The following is a 14,812-nucleotide window of genomic DNA, read 5'->3' on the forward strand; positions in this document are numbered from 1 at the left end:
GCTTGAGACCATGGGGCAATTGCTGATCTTCGGGCTGGGCTACACCGCATCGCGCATCGCCGAGGGGATGCGCGCGCGGGGCTGGCGGGTAGCGGCGACCGGGAGCGCGGGGGACCTCGTCTTCGCTGACCGTGCCGCCGTGCTCGCGGCGCTCGGCGAGGCGAGCCACGTCCTCTCCTCCGTCCCGCCGGAGCGCGAGCGCGGCGATCCGGTGCTCGCGGCCTACGGCGAGGCGCTGGCCGGAAAGGCGCTGTCCTACCTCTCCTCGACCGGGGTCTACGGCGACCGCGCCGGGGCCTGGGTCGACGAGGCGACGCCGACCATCGCGCAATCGGGCGAGGGCCGCCGCAACGCCCGCGCCGAGGCCGATTGCGCATGGCTCGAGAGGGGCGCGCGGGTGTTCCGCCTGCCGGGCATCTACGGCCCGGGCCGCTCCGCGCTCGACCGCGTGCGCGCGGGACAGGCGCGGCGGATCGACCTTCCCGGACAGGTGTTCAGCCGCGTCCATGTCGAGGACATCGCAAGCGGGGTGATCGCCGCGCTCGTCCACGACGCGCCCGCGGGGGCCTACAACCTCGGCGACGACCTCCCGTGCAGCGGCAATGAAGTGACCGAGCACGCCTGCCGCCTGCTCGGCCTGCCGCTCCCGCCGCTCGAGTCGCTGGAGGAAGCGAACCTCTCCGAGATGGCACGCGGCTTCTACATGGAGAACCGCCGCGTCGCGAACGGCAAGGCGAAGCGGGTGCTCGGGTGGACGCCGCGGTATCCGACCTATGTCGAGGGGCTGGCGGCGCTGCTCTAGGGGTTCTTCTACCGCCGCAAAGCCCCGCTCTGCTGCACCTGCACCGCCTTCACCCGCCGCGCCCTCAAGGCGAGGCCCATGCCGGTCAGCGCCAGCGCCATGCCCAGTGTCGAGAGCCCGTCCCAGCGGAACCCCTCGAACAGGGTCGAGAGCAGCATCGCCACGCATACCGTGACGATCCCGTTATAGGCCGTCTTGCCCGCACCGATCTCGCGCACGAGGTTGTAGTGCAGCGGGAAGGTCACCACCGAGCCGATGATCGCGAGATAGGCCGTCCCCGCCCAGAACTGCCACGCATCCGGCACCACCGGCGGGCCCTCGGTGAGCAGGGCATAGCCAAAGTCGAAGCCCGTCCCGTAGAGCATCGCCCAGGCGAGCAGGCTCACCATCGGCACCCCGCGCCCGGTGGGGTTCGCCTGCACCACGTTGGCGATCGAGGCGGCGAGCATCCCGCCGATCGCGAGCACGATCCCGAGGTCGACGTCCCCGCCGAGCGGCGCCGCGTTCCACTCGTGCACCAGCAGCAGCGACACGCCGAGGATAGCGACGAGGCTCCCGCCGATGAAGCCGCCCTGCACGCGCTCGCCGATGAACACCCGGGCGAAGATCGCATTGGGCACCATCAGCAGCGCGAACATCACCGCGACGATGCCGGAGGTGATGTGGCTCTCCGCATGATAGACCAACAGGAAATTGCCCGAGAACTGCGCGATCCCGACGCCCAATGCGAGGAGGTGCTCCGCGCGGGTCAGCTGCAGCCGATTGCCCATGATCCGCGCGAGTAGGAACATCGCCGGGGTCGCGAGCATGAAGCGGAAGAACACGCCCCAAGCCGCGGGCACGCCGGAGATCTGCCCGGTGATGACGAACCAGGTCGAGCCCCAGATCGTCCCCGTCAGCAGGAAGGGGACCAGCACGCGGGGGCTGAGCATCGAGGGGGCGCCTGACCCGGTCACAGGGAGGCGATCGCCTTGCCGAGCGCCTGCGCGTCCTCGGGGCGAGTGTTCCAGGCGGTGACGAAGCGGGCGGAGTCCGCGCCCCAGTCGTAGAAGGCGAAGTCCTGCGCCCGGAGCGCCTCGCGCTCCTCCGGCGAGAGGCGGACGAACAGCTCGTTGGCCTCGACGGGGTGGAGCAGCCGCTCGCCGCAGCCCGCCGCGACTTCCTGCGCCGCGGCATTGGCGGCGTGGGCATTGGCGAGCCACAACTCGCCGTCGAGCATCGCGAGGATCTGCGCGGCGAGGTAGCGGCCCTTGCACTGGAGGTGCCCGGCGCGCTTGCGGCGGTAGCGGACCTGATGGGCGACCTCGAGATCAAAGAGCACCACCACCTCCGCGCCCATCCCGCCGTTCTTGATGAAGCCGAAGGACAGCGTGTCGACCGGGCCGCTCGCCGCCCGCGCCGCGTCCTCTGCCGAACCGCCGAGGAAGGCCGCGGCATTGGCGAAGCGCGCGCCGTCCATGTGGAGGCCGAGGCGGCGCGCCTTCGCGAAGGCGCCGAGCGCCACCAGCTCGCCGGGTGTGTAGCTGCGCCCGTATTCGCTCGCCTGGGTGATCGCGATGGCGTGGGGCTGCACCTGGTGGACGTCATCGCGGATCGGGTCGATCAGCGCTGCGATGCCCTCCGGCGTCAGCTTGGCCCCCTCGCCCTCCGCCAGCATCAGCTTCGCGCCGTGGAGGAAGAACCCCGGCGCGCCGCCCTCGTCGACCTCGATATGCGCCTCGCGGTGGCACACCACCCCGCCGTGGGGCTGGACCATCGTGCCGAGCGCGAGGCAGTTCGCCGCGGTCCCCGTCGCCACCCACAGCGCCGCGCATTCGCGCCCGAACAGCGCGGTGAACCTCGCGTCGAGCTCGGCCGAGAGGCGGTCCCCGTCGTAAGGATTGTCCGGCTCGTCGGCGGCGCGCATCGCCTCCCACAGCTTGGGGTGGACGGCGGCGGCATTGTCCGACAGGAAGGGCTTGGCAAGGGTCATGGGCCACGCCTCTAGTCCCACATTCGGGCGTGACAAGCGGGAGCATCGGGTCATGGGCGAGGAAAGCGCAAAGGTGACAATCACCCACCACGTTCAGGGAACCGGCGGACGCTATGTCGCGGCGGTCGAGGGCGAGGTCGAGCAGGGCTATCTCGAATGGGAGGCGGGCGGCGAGCAGGGCGGAAAGGAAGTGCGCATCGCCGCGCACACCATCGTGCCGCGCGCGATCGGCGGGCGCGGCGTGGCGGGCGCGCTGGTCGCAAGGCTGATCGAGGATGCCGGGCGGCAGGGCTTCCTGATCCGCCCCGACTGCTCCTATGTGGCGAGGCGGTTCGCCGAGAACCCGGACTGGGCCGTGCTGAAAGCCTGATCCGCCGCCGGCTGATCGAGCCGTGAATAATCGGTCGCGCTGATCGTCTCCATCACCGCCGCGCGCAAGGCCCGCGCCTCGGCGAGGGGCACGCCGTGCATCGCGAAGGTCCCGCCCGCGAGCCCGAGGTGCACCGTCGCATAGCCGCGCCACCGCGCCAACGGTCCCTGCGCAATCTCGACCGAGTGGAGCTTCAGCCGCGTCGCGATCTCCTGCGTGGGCGAGAGGAAACCGTGGCTTGCATAGACCTGGGAGCCGTCGATCGCGTGGCGGCGGAACTCCCAGGCGTAGAGATTGACGCCGACGGCGACGAGCGCGGCGCCGAGCGGGATCAGGAACAGGCCGAAGGGGGCGAAGATCGCCGCAGCGACCGTCAGCCCGGCGAAGACCGCCGCGTCGCGCACCGCCGTGTCGGTGCGGTGCCGGGTGCTGGCGCGGTGCCAGGGGGTGGCGGCATCGGGCAGGCGGAAGCCTGCCGAGGCGGCGATCCGCGCGATCTCCGCGTCCTTCGCGAACGGCGCGACGACGTGGCTCTCCCCTTCCGTATCCTGCGCGAGGCTGACGAAGCTCAGCGCGCGCCAGCCGAAGCGGTAGCGCAGCAGGCCGGTGCCGATCACCAGCCCCTGCACGCGGTGCGCGGGCATCACCACGTCGGTGCGGGTGAGCAGGCCGCGCTGCCGCCGGAAGCCGCGCGCGCTCCGGGTGAGGGTGAAGCCCCAGTCGCGCAGCACGGTGCGCACGATGCCGGTGAGGAAGCCGACGGCGACAAGCGCGAGCAACCCCGCTGTCGCCGCCGCGACCTGCGCCAGCGGGCCGAGGGCCGCGACGGTCGCCGCGCCCTCCTCCTTGAGCAGGCGGTACCACAGGTCGACGTCCCAGACATCGACCCCGAAGACGTTGTCGGCATATTGCAGGAGCCCGCCGAGCACCGCGAAGACCGCGAGCGAGAACTCGAAGGCGCCGAAGGCGAGCAGGCGGCGCGGGGTGAGGGCGTAGAGCACCTCGCCCTCCTCCGGCTGTTCCGCCGCGACCGGCGCGGGGGCACCGGGGAGCGGCGCGGCGGCGAGCTCCTCGTCGCGGCGCTCGCGCACCAGCCGGCGCAGCGCCTCGCCCTCGGCGGCGGTGAGGTATTGCAGCGCGAGGTCGTCCGCCCCGCCCGCGCCGGTCTCGAACTTGACCGCGACCAGCCCGAACAGGCGCGGCAGGAGGCTCGCCTCGAGGCTCACGTCCTGGATGCGCTCGTAGGGCACCGAACGCGCCGCGCGGCTGAGGATGCCGCTTTCGACCCGGATATCGGTCTCGCCGACGGTGTAGGTCAGCCGCCGCCAGTTCACGAAGGCGACCCCCGCACCGACCAAAGACGCAGCCGCGAAGATCCCGAGCGCCAGCAGCAGGCGCTCGGTGCCGCCGACCCCCGAGAAAGCGATCGCCGCCGCGCCGATCACCGCCCCGCGCGCCGAGGTGATCGCGCCGAGCACGACGCTGAGCGGCGCGGTGCGTTGCGGCTCGGTCACAGCGTCTCGCGGCGTATGTGCGCGCGGATCGTCTCGCGCATCGCGCGCGCGTCCGCCTCGCCGAGGCCGGGGAGCGAGACGCTGGCATTGTGGTTGCCGGCGGTGTGGACGGTGAGCGTGGCGATGCCGAAGAACCGCTCGAGCGGGCCCTGCTCGACATCGATGTGCTGCACCCGGCCAAAGGGCACCACGGTGTCGGAACGGAACAGCAGGCCCCGCACCACCCGCAGCCGGTCGGCCCCCAGCTGGTAGCCGCGCGCGCCGTAGCGCCGCTGGGGGATGCGCAGGATGAGGAGGATCGCGACGACCAGCACCGCACCCGCGAGCAGCCCCGGCGGGAACAGCGCGAACTTGCGCAGCGCCAGCTCGGCGACGAGCGCGCCGACCAGCACCGGCAGCGCCGACAGCGTGGTGCGCACCCGCAGCGCGTGGGCATAGCCCGGGTGGAGCCTGGTCAGCTCGCCCTCCTCGTCGAGGGGCTGTCCGGCGGGTTCGAGGGCGGGCGCGTGGTCCATGGTGCCTTAGTTGCGCAATACAGCGCGTCTCTGCAAGCGGTTTCGCCGCAGGCCCTAGCGCAAATATGAGGACGACGCCGGGCGCCCTCGCCCCTAGAACCCTCGGCACATCCAACGGGAGAGACCCAACATGACCACGCTCCATTCCAGCCTCGGGCCCAACCCGCGCCTCGTGCGGATGTTCATGGTCGAGAAGGGGCTGGTCGAGGGCCGCGACTTCGCCCGCGTCCACTACGACATCATCGCCGGGCAGAACCGGAGCGATGCGGGCTACGTCGCGAGGAACCCGCTCGGCACCACACCGACGCTCGAACTCGACGACGGCACCTGCCTCACCGAGAGTTGGCCGATCTGCGAATATCTCGAGGAGCTGCACCCGAGCCCCAACCTGTTCGGGACCACGCCCGTCGAGCGCGCCACGGTGAGGAAGTGGGCGCGATTGTTCGACCAGGAGGTCGTGGTGCCGATGACGATGGGCTTCCGCGCCACCACCGGCCGCCCGATGTTCGCGCCGCGGATGAGCGTGCTCTCGGAAGGGGCGGGCGCGGAAATCTTCGCGATGGCCGACGAGAAGTGGCGGCTGTTCGACGGCTTCCTCGGGGAGAGCGACCACATCGCACTCGGACGCTTCACCTTCGCCGACCTCCTGATCTTCGCCTTCGCCAATTTCGGCTTCACCGTGGGCTGGAAGCTGCCCGAGGGGACCGCCAACCTCGCCCGCTTCGTGACGAAGCACAACGAGCGGCCCTGTGCCGCCATCTGGAAGGACAGCGAATAGTGCCCGACCTCGCTGGAAAGGTCGGACTCGTCACCGGCTGCGCGAGCGGGATCGGCGCGGCGACCGTCCGGCGCTTCGTCGCCGACGGGGCGCGGGTGCTCGGCACCGACCTCGACGCGGCGCGCGGGGCAGCGCTGTGCGAGGCGCTGGGCGCGCGCTTCGCGCAGCAGGACGTCGCCGACCGGGCACGCTGGCCGCAGGTCGTGGCGCAGGCGGTCGAGGCCTTCGGGCGGCTCGACATCCTCGTCAACAATGCCGGGATGGTGAGCCAGGCGGGGATCGGCGACTTGGACGATGAGGCGATGTTCGCGGCCTGGGACAAGGTCCTCGCCGTCAACCTCACCGGCACGATGGCGGGGTGCCGCGCGGCGATTGCGGCGATGCGGGCGAACCCCGGCGGCGCGAAGGGCGCGATCGTCAACATCGCCTCGACCACCGCGATCGCTCCGCTGCCGACCGACGTCGGCTATTCGGCGAGCAAGGCGGCGGTGCGGGCGCTGTCGAAGTCGGTCGCGACGTGGTGCGCCAAGCAGGGCCTCGCGATCCGCTGCAACACGGTGATCCCGGGCGCGACCCACACCGGCATCCTCGACGCGGCCGAGGTGCAGATGCCCGGGCTGATCGCGGCGGTGGCGGCGACTTCCCCATTGAACCGCCTCGCCGACCCGTCCGAGACCGCCGCGGCGATCGCCTTCCTCGCGAGCGACGATTGCCCCTTCATGACCGGCGCGGAGATGCTCGTCGACGGGGCGGCGCTGTCGATCCATCCGGGGTTTTGAGGCGAACGGACCTTGCACTACCCCGCCCGCATCTTCTCCAGATACCCGCTCGGACCCATCTGCGCGGCGGTCCACGCGAAGATCGCGAGGCTCACCGCTCCCGAGGCGAGGCACACGCCGAACACCGCGATGGCAAGCGCGCTGTCGCCATGGCTCGCGCCCAGATTGTCGCTGAGCGCGCCGATCACCCCGAGACCCAGCGTCTGGCCGATGAGGTTGTTGAAGAACAGCGCGATCGCGACCGCGAAGCCGCGGCTGGCGGGCTCGACCGCGGCCTGCACCCCCGAGAGGATCCCCGCCTGGCTCGCGACATAGATCGCATAGGCCACCCCGAACCACGCGAGGAAGGCGGTGAAATCGTCCGAGGTGAGGCTCAGCGCCAGCGGGGCGACGCAGCCGAGGCTGACGAGGCCGGGGAGCCACGCCCGCCAGCGCTCGTCGCGCAAGGTCAGCCACTGGGTCACGTAGCCCCCGAGGATCGGCCCCGGGATGCCACCGAGGAAGAAGGTGAAGCCGAGATAGAGGCCGACGTCGCCGGTCGAGATCGGGAACATCCGCAGCATCACCGCCGCCATCCAGAAGGCGAGGCCGTAGCCGATCATGATCTGCACCGCCCAGCCCAATGCGAGCCCCATGAACACGCGGTTCGACAGCAGGCTGCGGATCGTCTGCCCGAGCGGCAGCTGCGCCATGTCGGTCCCCGCCGGGGCATAGCGCCCGCGGATCGGCTCGCGCACGGTCAGGTAGATGATCCCGCCGAGCACCAGGCCGGGCAGGCCCATCAGGATGAAGGCCCAGCGCCAGTCGAAGAGCTCGGCGAGCTGGCCGCCGACGATCAGCCCCCCGGCGGTGCCCATCGCCGAGCCGATGGTGAGGTAGCCCATCGCCTTGGCGAGCTCGCCCCGCGGGAAGTAGTCGGCGACCATGCTCTGCGAGGAGGGGCCCGAGCAGCCCTCGCCCACGCCCACCCCGGTGCGCGCGAGGAACAAGGTCCAGAACCCCGTCGCCATCCCGCAGGCGGCGGTCATCAGGCTCCAGAAGGAAATCGCCGCGGCGACGATGGTCTTGCGCGTCGAGCGGTCCGCGATCCGCGCCGCGGGGAAGCCCGCCAGCACGTAGATCAGCGAGAAGGCGAGCCCGCCGAGGAGGCCGAGCTGGAAGTCCGAGAGGCCGAACTCGGCCTTGATGTCCTGCACAAGGATGCCGAAGACCAGCCGGTCGGCGACGCTGAAGGCGCTCGTCAGCGTGAGGAGCGCCAGCACATACCAGCGGTATGCGCCCGGCTGATCGCCCTCAGTGGTGGGGGCGGGCGTAGAGGCCATTGTCCACCGGGATCGTCAGCCCGTTCAAGAAGCGCGCCTCGTCCGAGGCGAGGAAAAGCACGCAGCCCGCGACGTCCTTGGGGTGGCCGAGAGCATTGGCGTCTAGCGGCCCTTCCGGGATCTCCATCGGCGTCGTGCCCGCCCTTCCGCTCACGCCCATCACCATCGGGGTCTCGATGCCGCCGGGCGCGAGCGCGTTGACGCGCACCCCGTAGCCCTTGTCCTGGAAATCCACCGCCAGCGCGCGGGTCATCCCCGCGATCGCCGACTTCGCCGCGGCATAGGCGGGGATGTTGCCGTAGCCCATCAGCGCGGCGGTCGAGGCCATGTTGATGATCGACGAGCCCCCGCCGCCGATCTTCAGGTGGCGGTGCTTCATCAGCGGCAGCGCGTGCTTGCAGCCGAAGAAGGTGCCCATCACGTGGATGTCGAGATGCAGCCGAAAATGCGCGGTCGAGCAGTCCTCGATGCTCTCGAAGATCACGTTGCCGGCATTGTTGACGAGGATGTCGAGCCCGCCGTGACGTTCGGCCACCGCCTTGATCACCTCGGCCCACTGCTCCTCGTCGGTCACGTCGAGCGCCAGTGCGTCGCCGCCGATGCTGTCGGCCACCTGATGGGCAAGCTCGGCGTCGCGGTCGGTGACGATCACCTTGGCACCCTCGCGCGCGAGCACCTCGCAATCGGCCTTGCCCAGGCCCATCGCCCCGCCCGTCACGAGCGCAACCTTGCCCGCTACCCGTCCCGCCATTCGTCCTCTCCCAATGTCTTGTGTTTATGGCGGTCAGCCTATCGGGCGGGCGCGCCGCGACCACTGTCGAAAGCGCGAGGACGCTACGGAAGGCGCGCCATGTATTCTCCCGGGCCGAGGGAGAGGCGCGATGATGGATGCGGCCGAAGTCGAACGCCTGAAGGCGCTGATGGAGTGGGAGGGCCGCCGCACCGCGCCGCCCGAGGGCTTCCCGGCGCTTCCCGACATGCCCGCGGGGCGCTACACCTCGCCCGAATACTTCGCGCTCGAACAGCAGCACGTGTTCCGCAAAAGCTGGCTCTTCGCCGGGCACATCGACGAGATTCCCGAGCCGGGGTGCTGGATGCGCTGGCACAATGCCGGCGATCCGATCGTCATCGTCCACGGCATGGACGGCGTGGTGCGGGCCTTCCACAACACCTGCCGCCACCGCGGCGCGCCGGTGGTGACGGAGGACCGCGGCAAGTCGTCGCGGCTGATGTGCGGCTACCACAACTGGACCTACAAGACCGACGGCAGCCTCGTGGGCGTGCCCGAAAGGCGCGACTTCCCGGCGGATTTCGACCTTGCCTGCCGCGGCCTCCTGCCGGTGCGCTGCGAGCTGTTCGGCAAGGTCATCTTCGTCAATTTCGACCTCGAGGCCATACCGCTCCTCGACTGGCTCGGGCCGCTCGCGCGCGAGTGGGAGGAGTTCGCCTTCGACCGCATCCGCCTCGCCGCACGGCACTCCTTCGAGCTGAAGTGCAACTGGAAGGTCGCGATGGAGGCCAACATGGAGGTCTACCATGTGCCCTTCATCCACCCGAACACGGTCGCGCCGCTGGTGGACTCGAGCCGCAACCTCAACACGCTCTACCCGAACGGCCACGCCCGGATGCTCGCCCCCGCGCCGCGCGAGACGAACCGCGAGCACGTGCGCGCGATCGACTCCCCGCCGGGCTGGCAGCAGATCGCAACCGTCGGCGAGCTGGGGCGCACCTGCACCCAGAGCTACACGCTGTTCCCCAACTGGGTGAGCCCGCTCTCCAACTATTTCGTCCCCCCGCTGCTGTTCTGGCCGACCTCGCTGACGACGACGCGATTGGAGCTGGTGACGATGGCGCTCGATTGGGGCGACGCCCCCGCACCCGACCTCTGGACCGTGCCCGACGCCTCGCAGCCGAACGGGCGACAGATGAGCCCGATCATCCTCGAGGACACCCAGTTCGGCGAGGCGATCCAGCACTCGGTGCAGAGGAGCGCCTTCCGCTCGGTGCCGCTGTCGTACCAGGAGGCGCGGATCTACGCTTTCCACCAGAGCCTCGACCGGATGATCGGGGCCGAGAAGGTGCCGGACGAGCTGAGGGTCGAGCCGGTGATCGGGCCGGAGTGGGTGTGGCCCCACGACCCGCGCGTCGCGCAGATGGAGCGCGAGGCGGAACCACGCCAAGCGGCCGAGTGACGTTACGGCACACGCGCTTTCGCGCCGCCGTGTGGCGCAATTGTCGCAGTTTGCCGGGGTCACTAGCGCTTTTGCTGATGGCGCGCGGGCGGGGGCACCATACACCTGCGAGGATACCCGAGGGCTTGTGCCCGAAGGCGTGAAGGAGACGCGCCGAGGGGTTGGGGATAACCGGGTGCGCGGGGGAGCCGCGGCCCACAGGGGAGAGAGGACCATGAACATTATGCGTGCCCGAATTGCGTCCGCCAGCCGCTCGAGCGGCCTGCGGCGCGCCCTGATGTGCGGTGCGGCGCTGGGCGGTCTTGCCGCCATGCCGAGCGCCGCCCTCGCGCAGGAGCAGACCGACGAGGCCGAGGCCGCCGCCGCGCTCGCCAACGACAACGTCATCATCGTCCAGGCCCGCCGCCAGAACGAGACCCTTCAGGAAGTCCCCGTCACCGTCACCGCGATCGGCGGCGACACCCTGCAGAAATACAACATCGACAACGTCGCCGACGTGACCAGCCGCGTGCCGACCCTCAACGTGCAGGTCGGCGGCTCGGGCTCGGGCGGCCAGATCTCCTTGCGCGGCGTCGGCTCGTCGAACATCTCGGCGGCCTTCGATTCCGCGGTCGCCTTCGACTTCGACGGCGTGGTCGCCTCGAGCATGCGCCTCGTCCAGTCGGGCTTCTTCGACGTCGAGCAGATCGACGTGCTGCGCGGGCCGCAGTCGCTCTACTTCGGCAAGTCGGCGACCGCCGGCGTGCTCTCGATCCGCTCGGCCAACCCGACCGCGACCTGGGAGGTCGGCGGCACCGGCTCCTACGAGTTCGAGGAGAAGGGCTACCTCGTCAACGGCTTCATCTCGGGCCCGATCACCGACACGCTGGGGATCCGCATCGCGGCGCAGTACAACAAGATCGACGAGTTCCAGAAGCTCCAGGCGAACACCCCGGCGGTCAACCAGGAGCGCGGGCTCAAGGAGTTCATCGGCCGCGTCACCCTCGCCTGGCAGCCGTCCGACCGCTTCAGCGCCAACCTCAAGGTGCAGTACACCCGCAACGAGAACGACGGCGCGATCGGCACCGCCGAAGTCAATTGCGGCCCCAACGGACGGGCCGACGAAATCGCGCTCCTGTTCAGCCCGGCCACCGGGCGCTACGGGGTCGCCATTCCGGCCGGCTACGACTGCAACACCCGCGACCAGCGCTACTACCTGACCGACGCCGCTGCCACGCTCGCGTCGGGCGTGCCGCTGCCCTCCAAGGCTGCCGGCCGCAACGGCGTGCCTTTCGGCGAGAGCGACATCTGGTTCGGCCGGTTGCAGTGGGAGCTCGACCTCTCCGAGCAGCTCAAGCTGACCTCGGTCACCGGCATCCTCAACGTCGATGCGGTGGACTTCGACAGCTATTCCTACGGCGGCTTCTTCCCGGGCCCCAACGGCACCCGCCTGCCGGGCGGCGCGGGTTCGTCGGACCCGATCAACAAGCTCGAGCAATACAGCCAGGAACTGCGCCTCACCTCGGACTTCGACGGCGCGATCAACTTCATGCTCGGCGCCTTCTACGAGGACCGCACCTTCACCTTCGACACCGCGCAGCAGGGCGTGAACATCTCCTTCGCTGGCCGCGATCCGGTGACCGGCTACACCTACGACTGGGACAAGACGCACCTCACCAAGACCGAGGCGCTGTCGTTCTTCGGCAGCCTGACCTTCGACATCACCGAGCAGCTCCAGCTCTCGGGCGGTCTGCGCTACACCGACGAAAAGAAGGTGCAGACCATCTCGGTGCCCTACGTCCACACCTTCCTGCAAGGTCCCAACTTCGTGCGGCCGGGCTTCTTCTCGGGCCCGATCAACTTCACCGACGACAACTTCTCGCCGGAAATCACCCTGCGCTACCAGGCGACCGACGACCTCAACTTCTTCGCCTCGTACAAGACCGGCTACAAGTCGGGCGGCATCGACAACTCGGCGCTCCCCTCGAACAGCCTCAGCCAGGCGGCGCTGACCGGCGACTTCTCGTCGCTGATCTTCAAGTCCGAGAAGGCCAAGGGCGGCGAGGTCGGCATGAAGTCGCAGTGGGCGGGGCGCAGCTTCACCCTCAATGCGACCGCCTTCTACTACGTCTTCGACGACCTTCAGGTGCAGAACTTCAACGCCACCACGATCCAGTTCGTCACCAGCAACGCCGGTCAGCTCACCACCAAGGGGATCGACCTCGAGACGAGCTGGCGTACCCCGGTCGAGGGCCTGCGGTTCTCGGGCAACCTGTCCTACCTCGATGCGCAGTACACCGCGCCCTTCCTCCAGCCGGGCGGCGCCGGCGGCCCGATCGACCTCGACGGTCGCCGCGCCTCGCAGTCGCCCGAGTGGTCGGGCAACATCGCCGCCGACTGGGAGATTCCGCTGGGCGACAGCCTCGCGCTGTTCCTGTCGGGCAACGCCGCCTACAACTCGGGCTACATCACCGACGAGGCGACCCTCAACGACTACAAGCAGCCGAGCTTCTGGCTGCTCGACGCGAACATCGGGATCGGCCATCCGGACGGCAAGTGGCGGCTCTCGCTGGTCGCGCAGAACCTCACCGACGAGATCTTCACGATCACGACCGGCGGGCGTCCCTTCCTGGCAGGGACGAACAACAATGGTCTGCCCATCGGCGACGACTTCATCATGACCCAGAACCGCGGCCGCCAGATCTTCGCGCAGGCGAGCTTCCGCTTCTGATCGAAGCGCCGGCACGGCACACCGGGAGGGCGGGCTCGCAAGGGCCCGCCCTTCCTCTTTCGGGGGGGCATTACCTGCGGCCTTTCGCATAAAAGTGCCAATTGCCCCCCTCGCCCGGCAAGCGCAACATCGCCCCCAAGGAACCGGGAGAGGATCACCCATGTCACGCGAAACGCTGGTCGCCATGACCCGCAACCTCGTCGCCCACGGGGCGGCCGACACGATGGAATATGCCGACGAAGTCGTGCGCATTCCCGCCTCCGCCTACACCGACCCCGAGCTGTTCGAGCGCGAGAAGCGGCAGATCTTCCGCCGCCTGCCGCTGATGGTCGCGCCCTCGTGCGAATTGCCCAACCCGGGCGACTACAAGGCGATGGACATCTGCGGCGTCCCGCTGCTGCTGTCCCGCCAGAAGGACGGTCAGATGGGCGCCTTCCTCAACATGTGCACCCACCGCGGCAACCCGGTGGCGAGCGGCACCGGCAACGCCAGCCGCTTCACCTGCGGCTATCACGGCTGGACCTTCAAGGCCGACGGCGCGCTGCTCGGCGTCGCGAGCCCGCAGGATTTCGGCAGGATCGACAAGGCCGCGCACTGCCTCACCAGGTTCCCGGTTCACGAGAACGCCGGCCTCATCTGGGTGACGCTCGATCCGCACTCCAAGCTCAGCATCCCCGATTACCTGTGCGGCTATGACGCGCTCCTCAAGGCCTTCGAGTTCGAGGGCTGGACCCTGTTTGCGCAGCGCACGCTCGCGGGGCCGAACTGGAAGACCGCCTATGACGGCTACCTCGATTTCTACCACTTGCCGGTGCTCCACAAGGACACCTTCGGGGCCGATTTCTACAACCGCGCCAACTACTTCGCCTTCGGCCCGCACCAGCGCCTCTCGACCCCGTCGAAGTTCGCCATCAAGGTTTCGGGCGAGGACGACCAGCAGCTCGATCTCGAAGCGATGAGCGACGATCAGCTGCCCCAGGAGGTGCTCGTCCAGGGCGTGTGGACGATCTTCCCCCACATCTCGATCGCGAGCTTCTACGGCGGCGGCCAGCGCGGGGCGATGATCAGCCAGCTCTTCCCCGGCGCGACGGTGGGCGAGAGCTTCACCACCCAGTTCTACGTCATGGAGAACCAGCCCGAGACCCCCGAACAGGTCCAGGCCGCGCACGACCAGTTCAACTTCCTCGAGATCGTGGTCCGCGACGAGGACTACGCCACCGGCAAGCGCCAGCAGCAGGCCCTCGCCTCGGGGCTGATGAAGGAGGTGCTGTTCGGCCGCAACGAGAAGGGCGGCCAGGTCTTCCACCAGTGGGTCGAGCGGCTGGCGGGCGCGAGCGGCGAGGAACTGGTGGAGATTTTTGCGCAGGAGCAGCGGCAGGCGGCGGAGTAGGGGTTCCGACTGCCTGCAGGACGGCTGCTTTCGGAGTTAGCGGCGTTCGGTCTGAATGGTCGGAAGTGGGTGGGGACCTGCCATCCTCCTCTCAGCGTCGCCCCGGACGTGATCCGGGGCTTGGCTTTGCTTCATGCCACCTCGCACTCGAGAGGAGCCAAGCCCCGTGTCAGGCACGGGGCGACGAAGGGGAATGGGTCTCGCCGTTTCCCACACCCCCGCCAGCCGCTACAATCCGCCCGGCTCTTTCCCATCGTCCTGTCCGGCCCGCGAGGCCGTCGAATGATCGAGTAGCGGTTTCGCGCCGCGCCCCCGTGTCCGTCCGGGTGACGCGCTTGGCGGCAATGTTCTGAAATAACAAGAGAAAGACCGATTTTCCAAACCGGACAGGGTGTCCGCTTTGTCCGCTTTGCCCAGCTTGAGCGTCGTCATTGCGAGCCGAAGGCGAAGCAATCGATGATCAGCTGT

The 14,812-nt window shown here is 69.3% G+C and carries 13 protein-coding genes; 7 read left to right on the top strand and 6 right to left on the bottom strand.

Annotated elements, in window-relative coordinates:
* The first annotated feature begins 10 nt into the window (after positions 1-10).
* Positions 11-802, top strand: coding sequence for an SDR family NAD(P)-dependent oxidoreductase (locus ACLBKU_RS04555; protein WP_410178345.1), 792 nt, complete (start codon positions 11-13; stop codon positions 800-802).
* A gap of 8 nt (positions 803-810) precedes the next feature.
* On the opposite strand, the gene ACLBKU_RS04560 is transcribed toward ACLBKU_RS04555, so the two are convergent.
* Entirely contained in the window at positions 811-1,734 is a 924-nt protein-coding gene (locus tag ACLBKU_RS04560) for a DMT family transporter (RefSeq protein ID WP_410178346.1), read from the bottom strand.
* Between the two features lie 20 nt (positions 1,735-1,754).
* Complete coding sequence (locus ACLBKU_RS04565; protein WP_410178347.1) at positions 1,755-2,774, bottom strand: threonine aldolase family protein; 1,020 nt, start codon at positions 2,772-2,774, stop codon at positions 1,755-1,757.
* 73 nt (positions 2,775-2,847) lie between these two features.
* On the opposite strand from ACLBKU_RS04565, the gene ACLBKU_RS04570 reads away from it, so the two are divergent.
* Positions 2,848-3,144 (top strand): GNAT family N-acetyltransferase, encoded by a 297-nt coding sequence (locus tag ACLBKU_RS04570; protein ID WP_410178348.1) that lies wholly within the window; start codon positions 2,848-2,850, stop codon positions 3,142-3,144.
* Here ACLBKU_RS04570 and ACLBKU_RS04575 read toward each other — a convergent pair.
* On the bottom strand, positions 3,090-4,658 hold the full coding sequence (locus ACLBKU_RS04575) for a PH domain-containing protein (RefSeq protein ID WP_410178349.1): 1,569 nt from the start codon (positions 4,656-4,658) through the stop codon (positions 3,090-3,092). The two genes, ACLBKU_RS04570 and ACLBKU_RS04575, sit on opposite strands and share 55 nt — an antisense overlap.
* The gene (locus tag ACLBKU_RS04580; RefSeq protein WP_410178350.1) at positions 4,655-5,173 is read right to left on the bottom strand and encodes a PH domain-containing protein; all 519 of its coding nucleotides are present in this window, start codon (positions 5,171-5,173) and stop codon (positions 4,655-4,657) included. Before ACLBKU_RS04580 ends, ACLBKU_RS04575 begins: the two co-directional genes overlap by 4 nt.
* A 130-nt stretch (positions 5,174-5,303) precedes the next feature.
* On the opposite strand from ACLBKU_RS04580, the gene ACLBKU_RS04585 reads away from it, so the two are divergent.
* Positions 5,304-5,951, top strand: a complete 648-nt coding sequence (locus ACLBKU_RS04585; RefSeq protein ID WP_410178351.1) for a glutathione S-transferase family protein — start codon at positions 5,304-5,306, stop codon at positions 5,949-5,951.
* The gene (locus ACLBKU_RS04590) at positions 5,951-6,730 is read left to right on the top strand and encodes an SDR family NAD(P)-dependent oxidoreductase (protein ID WP_410178352.1); all 780 of its coding nucleotides are present in this window, start codon (positions 5,951-5,953) and stop codon (positions 6,728-6,730) included. The genes ACLBKU_RS04585 and ACLBKU_RS04590 overlap by 1 nt, the downstream gene beginning before the upstream one ends.
* Positions 6,731-6,747: 17 nt before the next feature.
* Here the strand turns inward: ACLBKU_RS04590 and ACLBKU_RS04595 are convergent, their stop codons facing one another.
* Positions 6,748-8,052 carry a spinster family MFS transporter gene (locus ACLBKU_RS04595; RefSeq protein WP_410178353.1) on the bottom strand — a complete coding sequence of 435 codons (1,305 nt, stop codon included), beginning with the start codon at positions 8,050-8,052 and terminating at the stop codon, positions 6,748-6,750.
* Entirely contained in the window at positions 8,024-8,803 is a 780-nt protein-coding gene (locus ACLBKU_RS04600) for an SDR family NAD(P)-dependent oxidoreductase (RefSeq protein WP_410178354.1), read from the bottom strand. The genes ACLBKU_RS04595 and ACLBKU_RS04600 overlap by 29 nt, the downstream gene beginning before the upstream one ends.
* A gap of 130 nt (positions 8,804-8,933) precedes the next feature.
* Between ACLBKU_RS04600 and ACLBKU_RS04605 the strand changes: the two genes are divergently transcribed.
* The 3 genes from ACLBKU_RS04605 to ACLBKU_RS04615 all read left to right on the top strand — a co-directional run bounded on the left by ACLBKU_RS04605 (position 8,934) and on the right by ACLBKU_RS04615 (position 14,344).
* Positions 8,934-10,244, top strand: coding sequence for an aromatic ring-hydroxylating oxygenase subunit alpha (locus ACLBKU_RS04605; protein WP_410178355.1), 1,311 nt, complete (start codon positions 8,934-8,936; stop codon positions 10,242-10,244).
* Positions 10,245-10,458: 214 nt separating this feature from the next.
* Complete coding sequence (locus ACLBKU_RS04610) at positions 10,459-12,954, top strand: TonB-dependent receptor (protein WP_410178356.1); 2,496 nt, start codon at positions 10,459-10,461, stop codon at positions 12,952-12,954.
* Between the two features lie 160 nt (positions 12,955-13,114).
* Entirely contained in the window at positions 13,115-14,344 is a 1,230-nt protein-coding gene (locus ACLBKU_RS04615) for an aromatic ring-hydroxylating oxygenase subunit alpha (protein WP_410178357.1), read from the top strand.
* Positions 14,345-14,812 lie beyond the last annotated feature (468 nt).

Origin of the sequence: Erythrobacter sp. NE805, assembly GCF_046452355.1 — a bacterium.
Taxonomy (GTDB): Bacteria; Pseudomonadota; Alphaproteobacteria; order Sphingomonadales; family Sphingomonadaceae; genus Erythrobacter.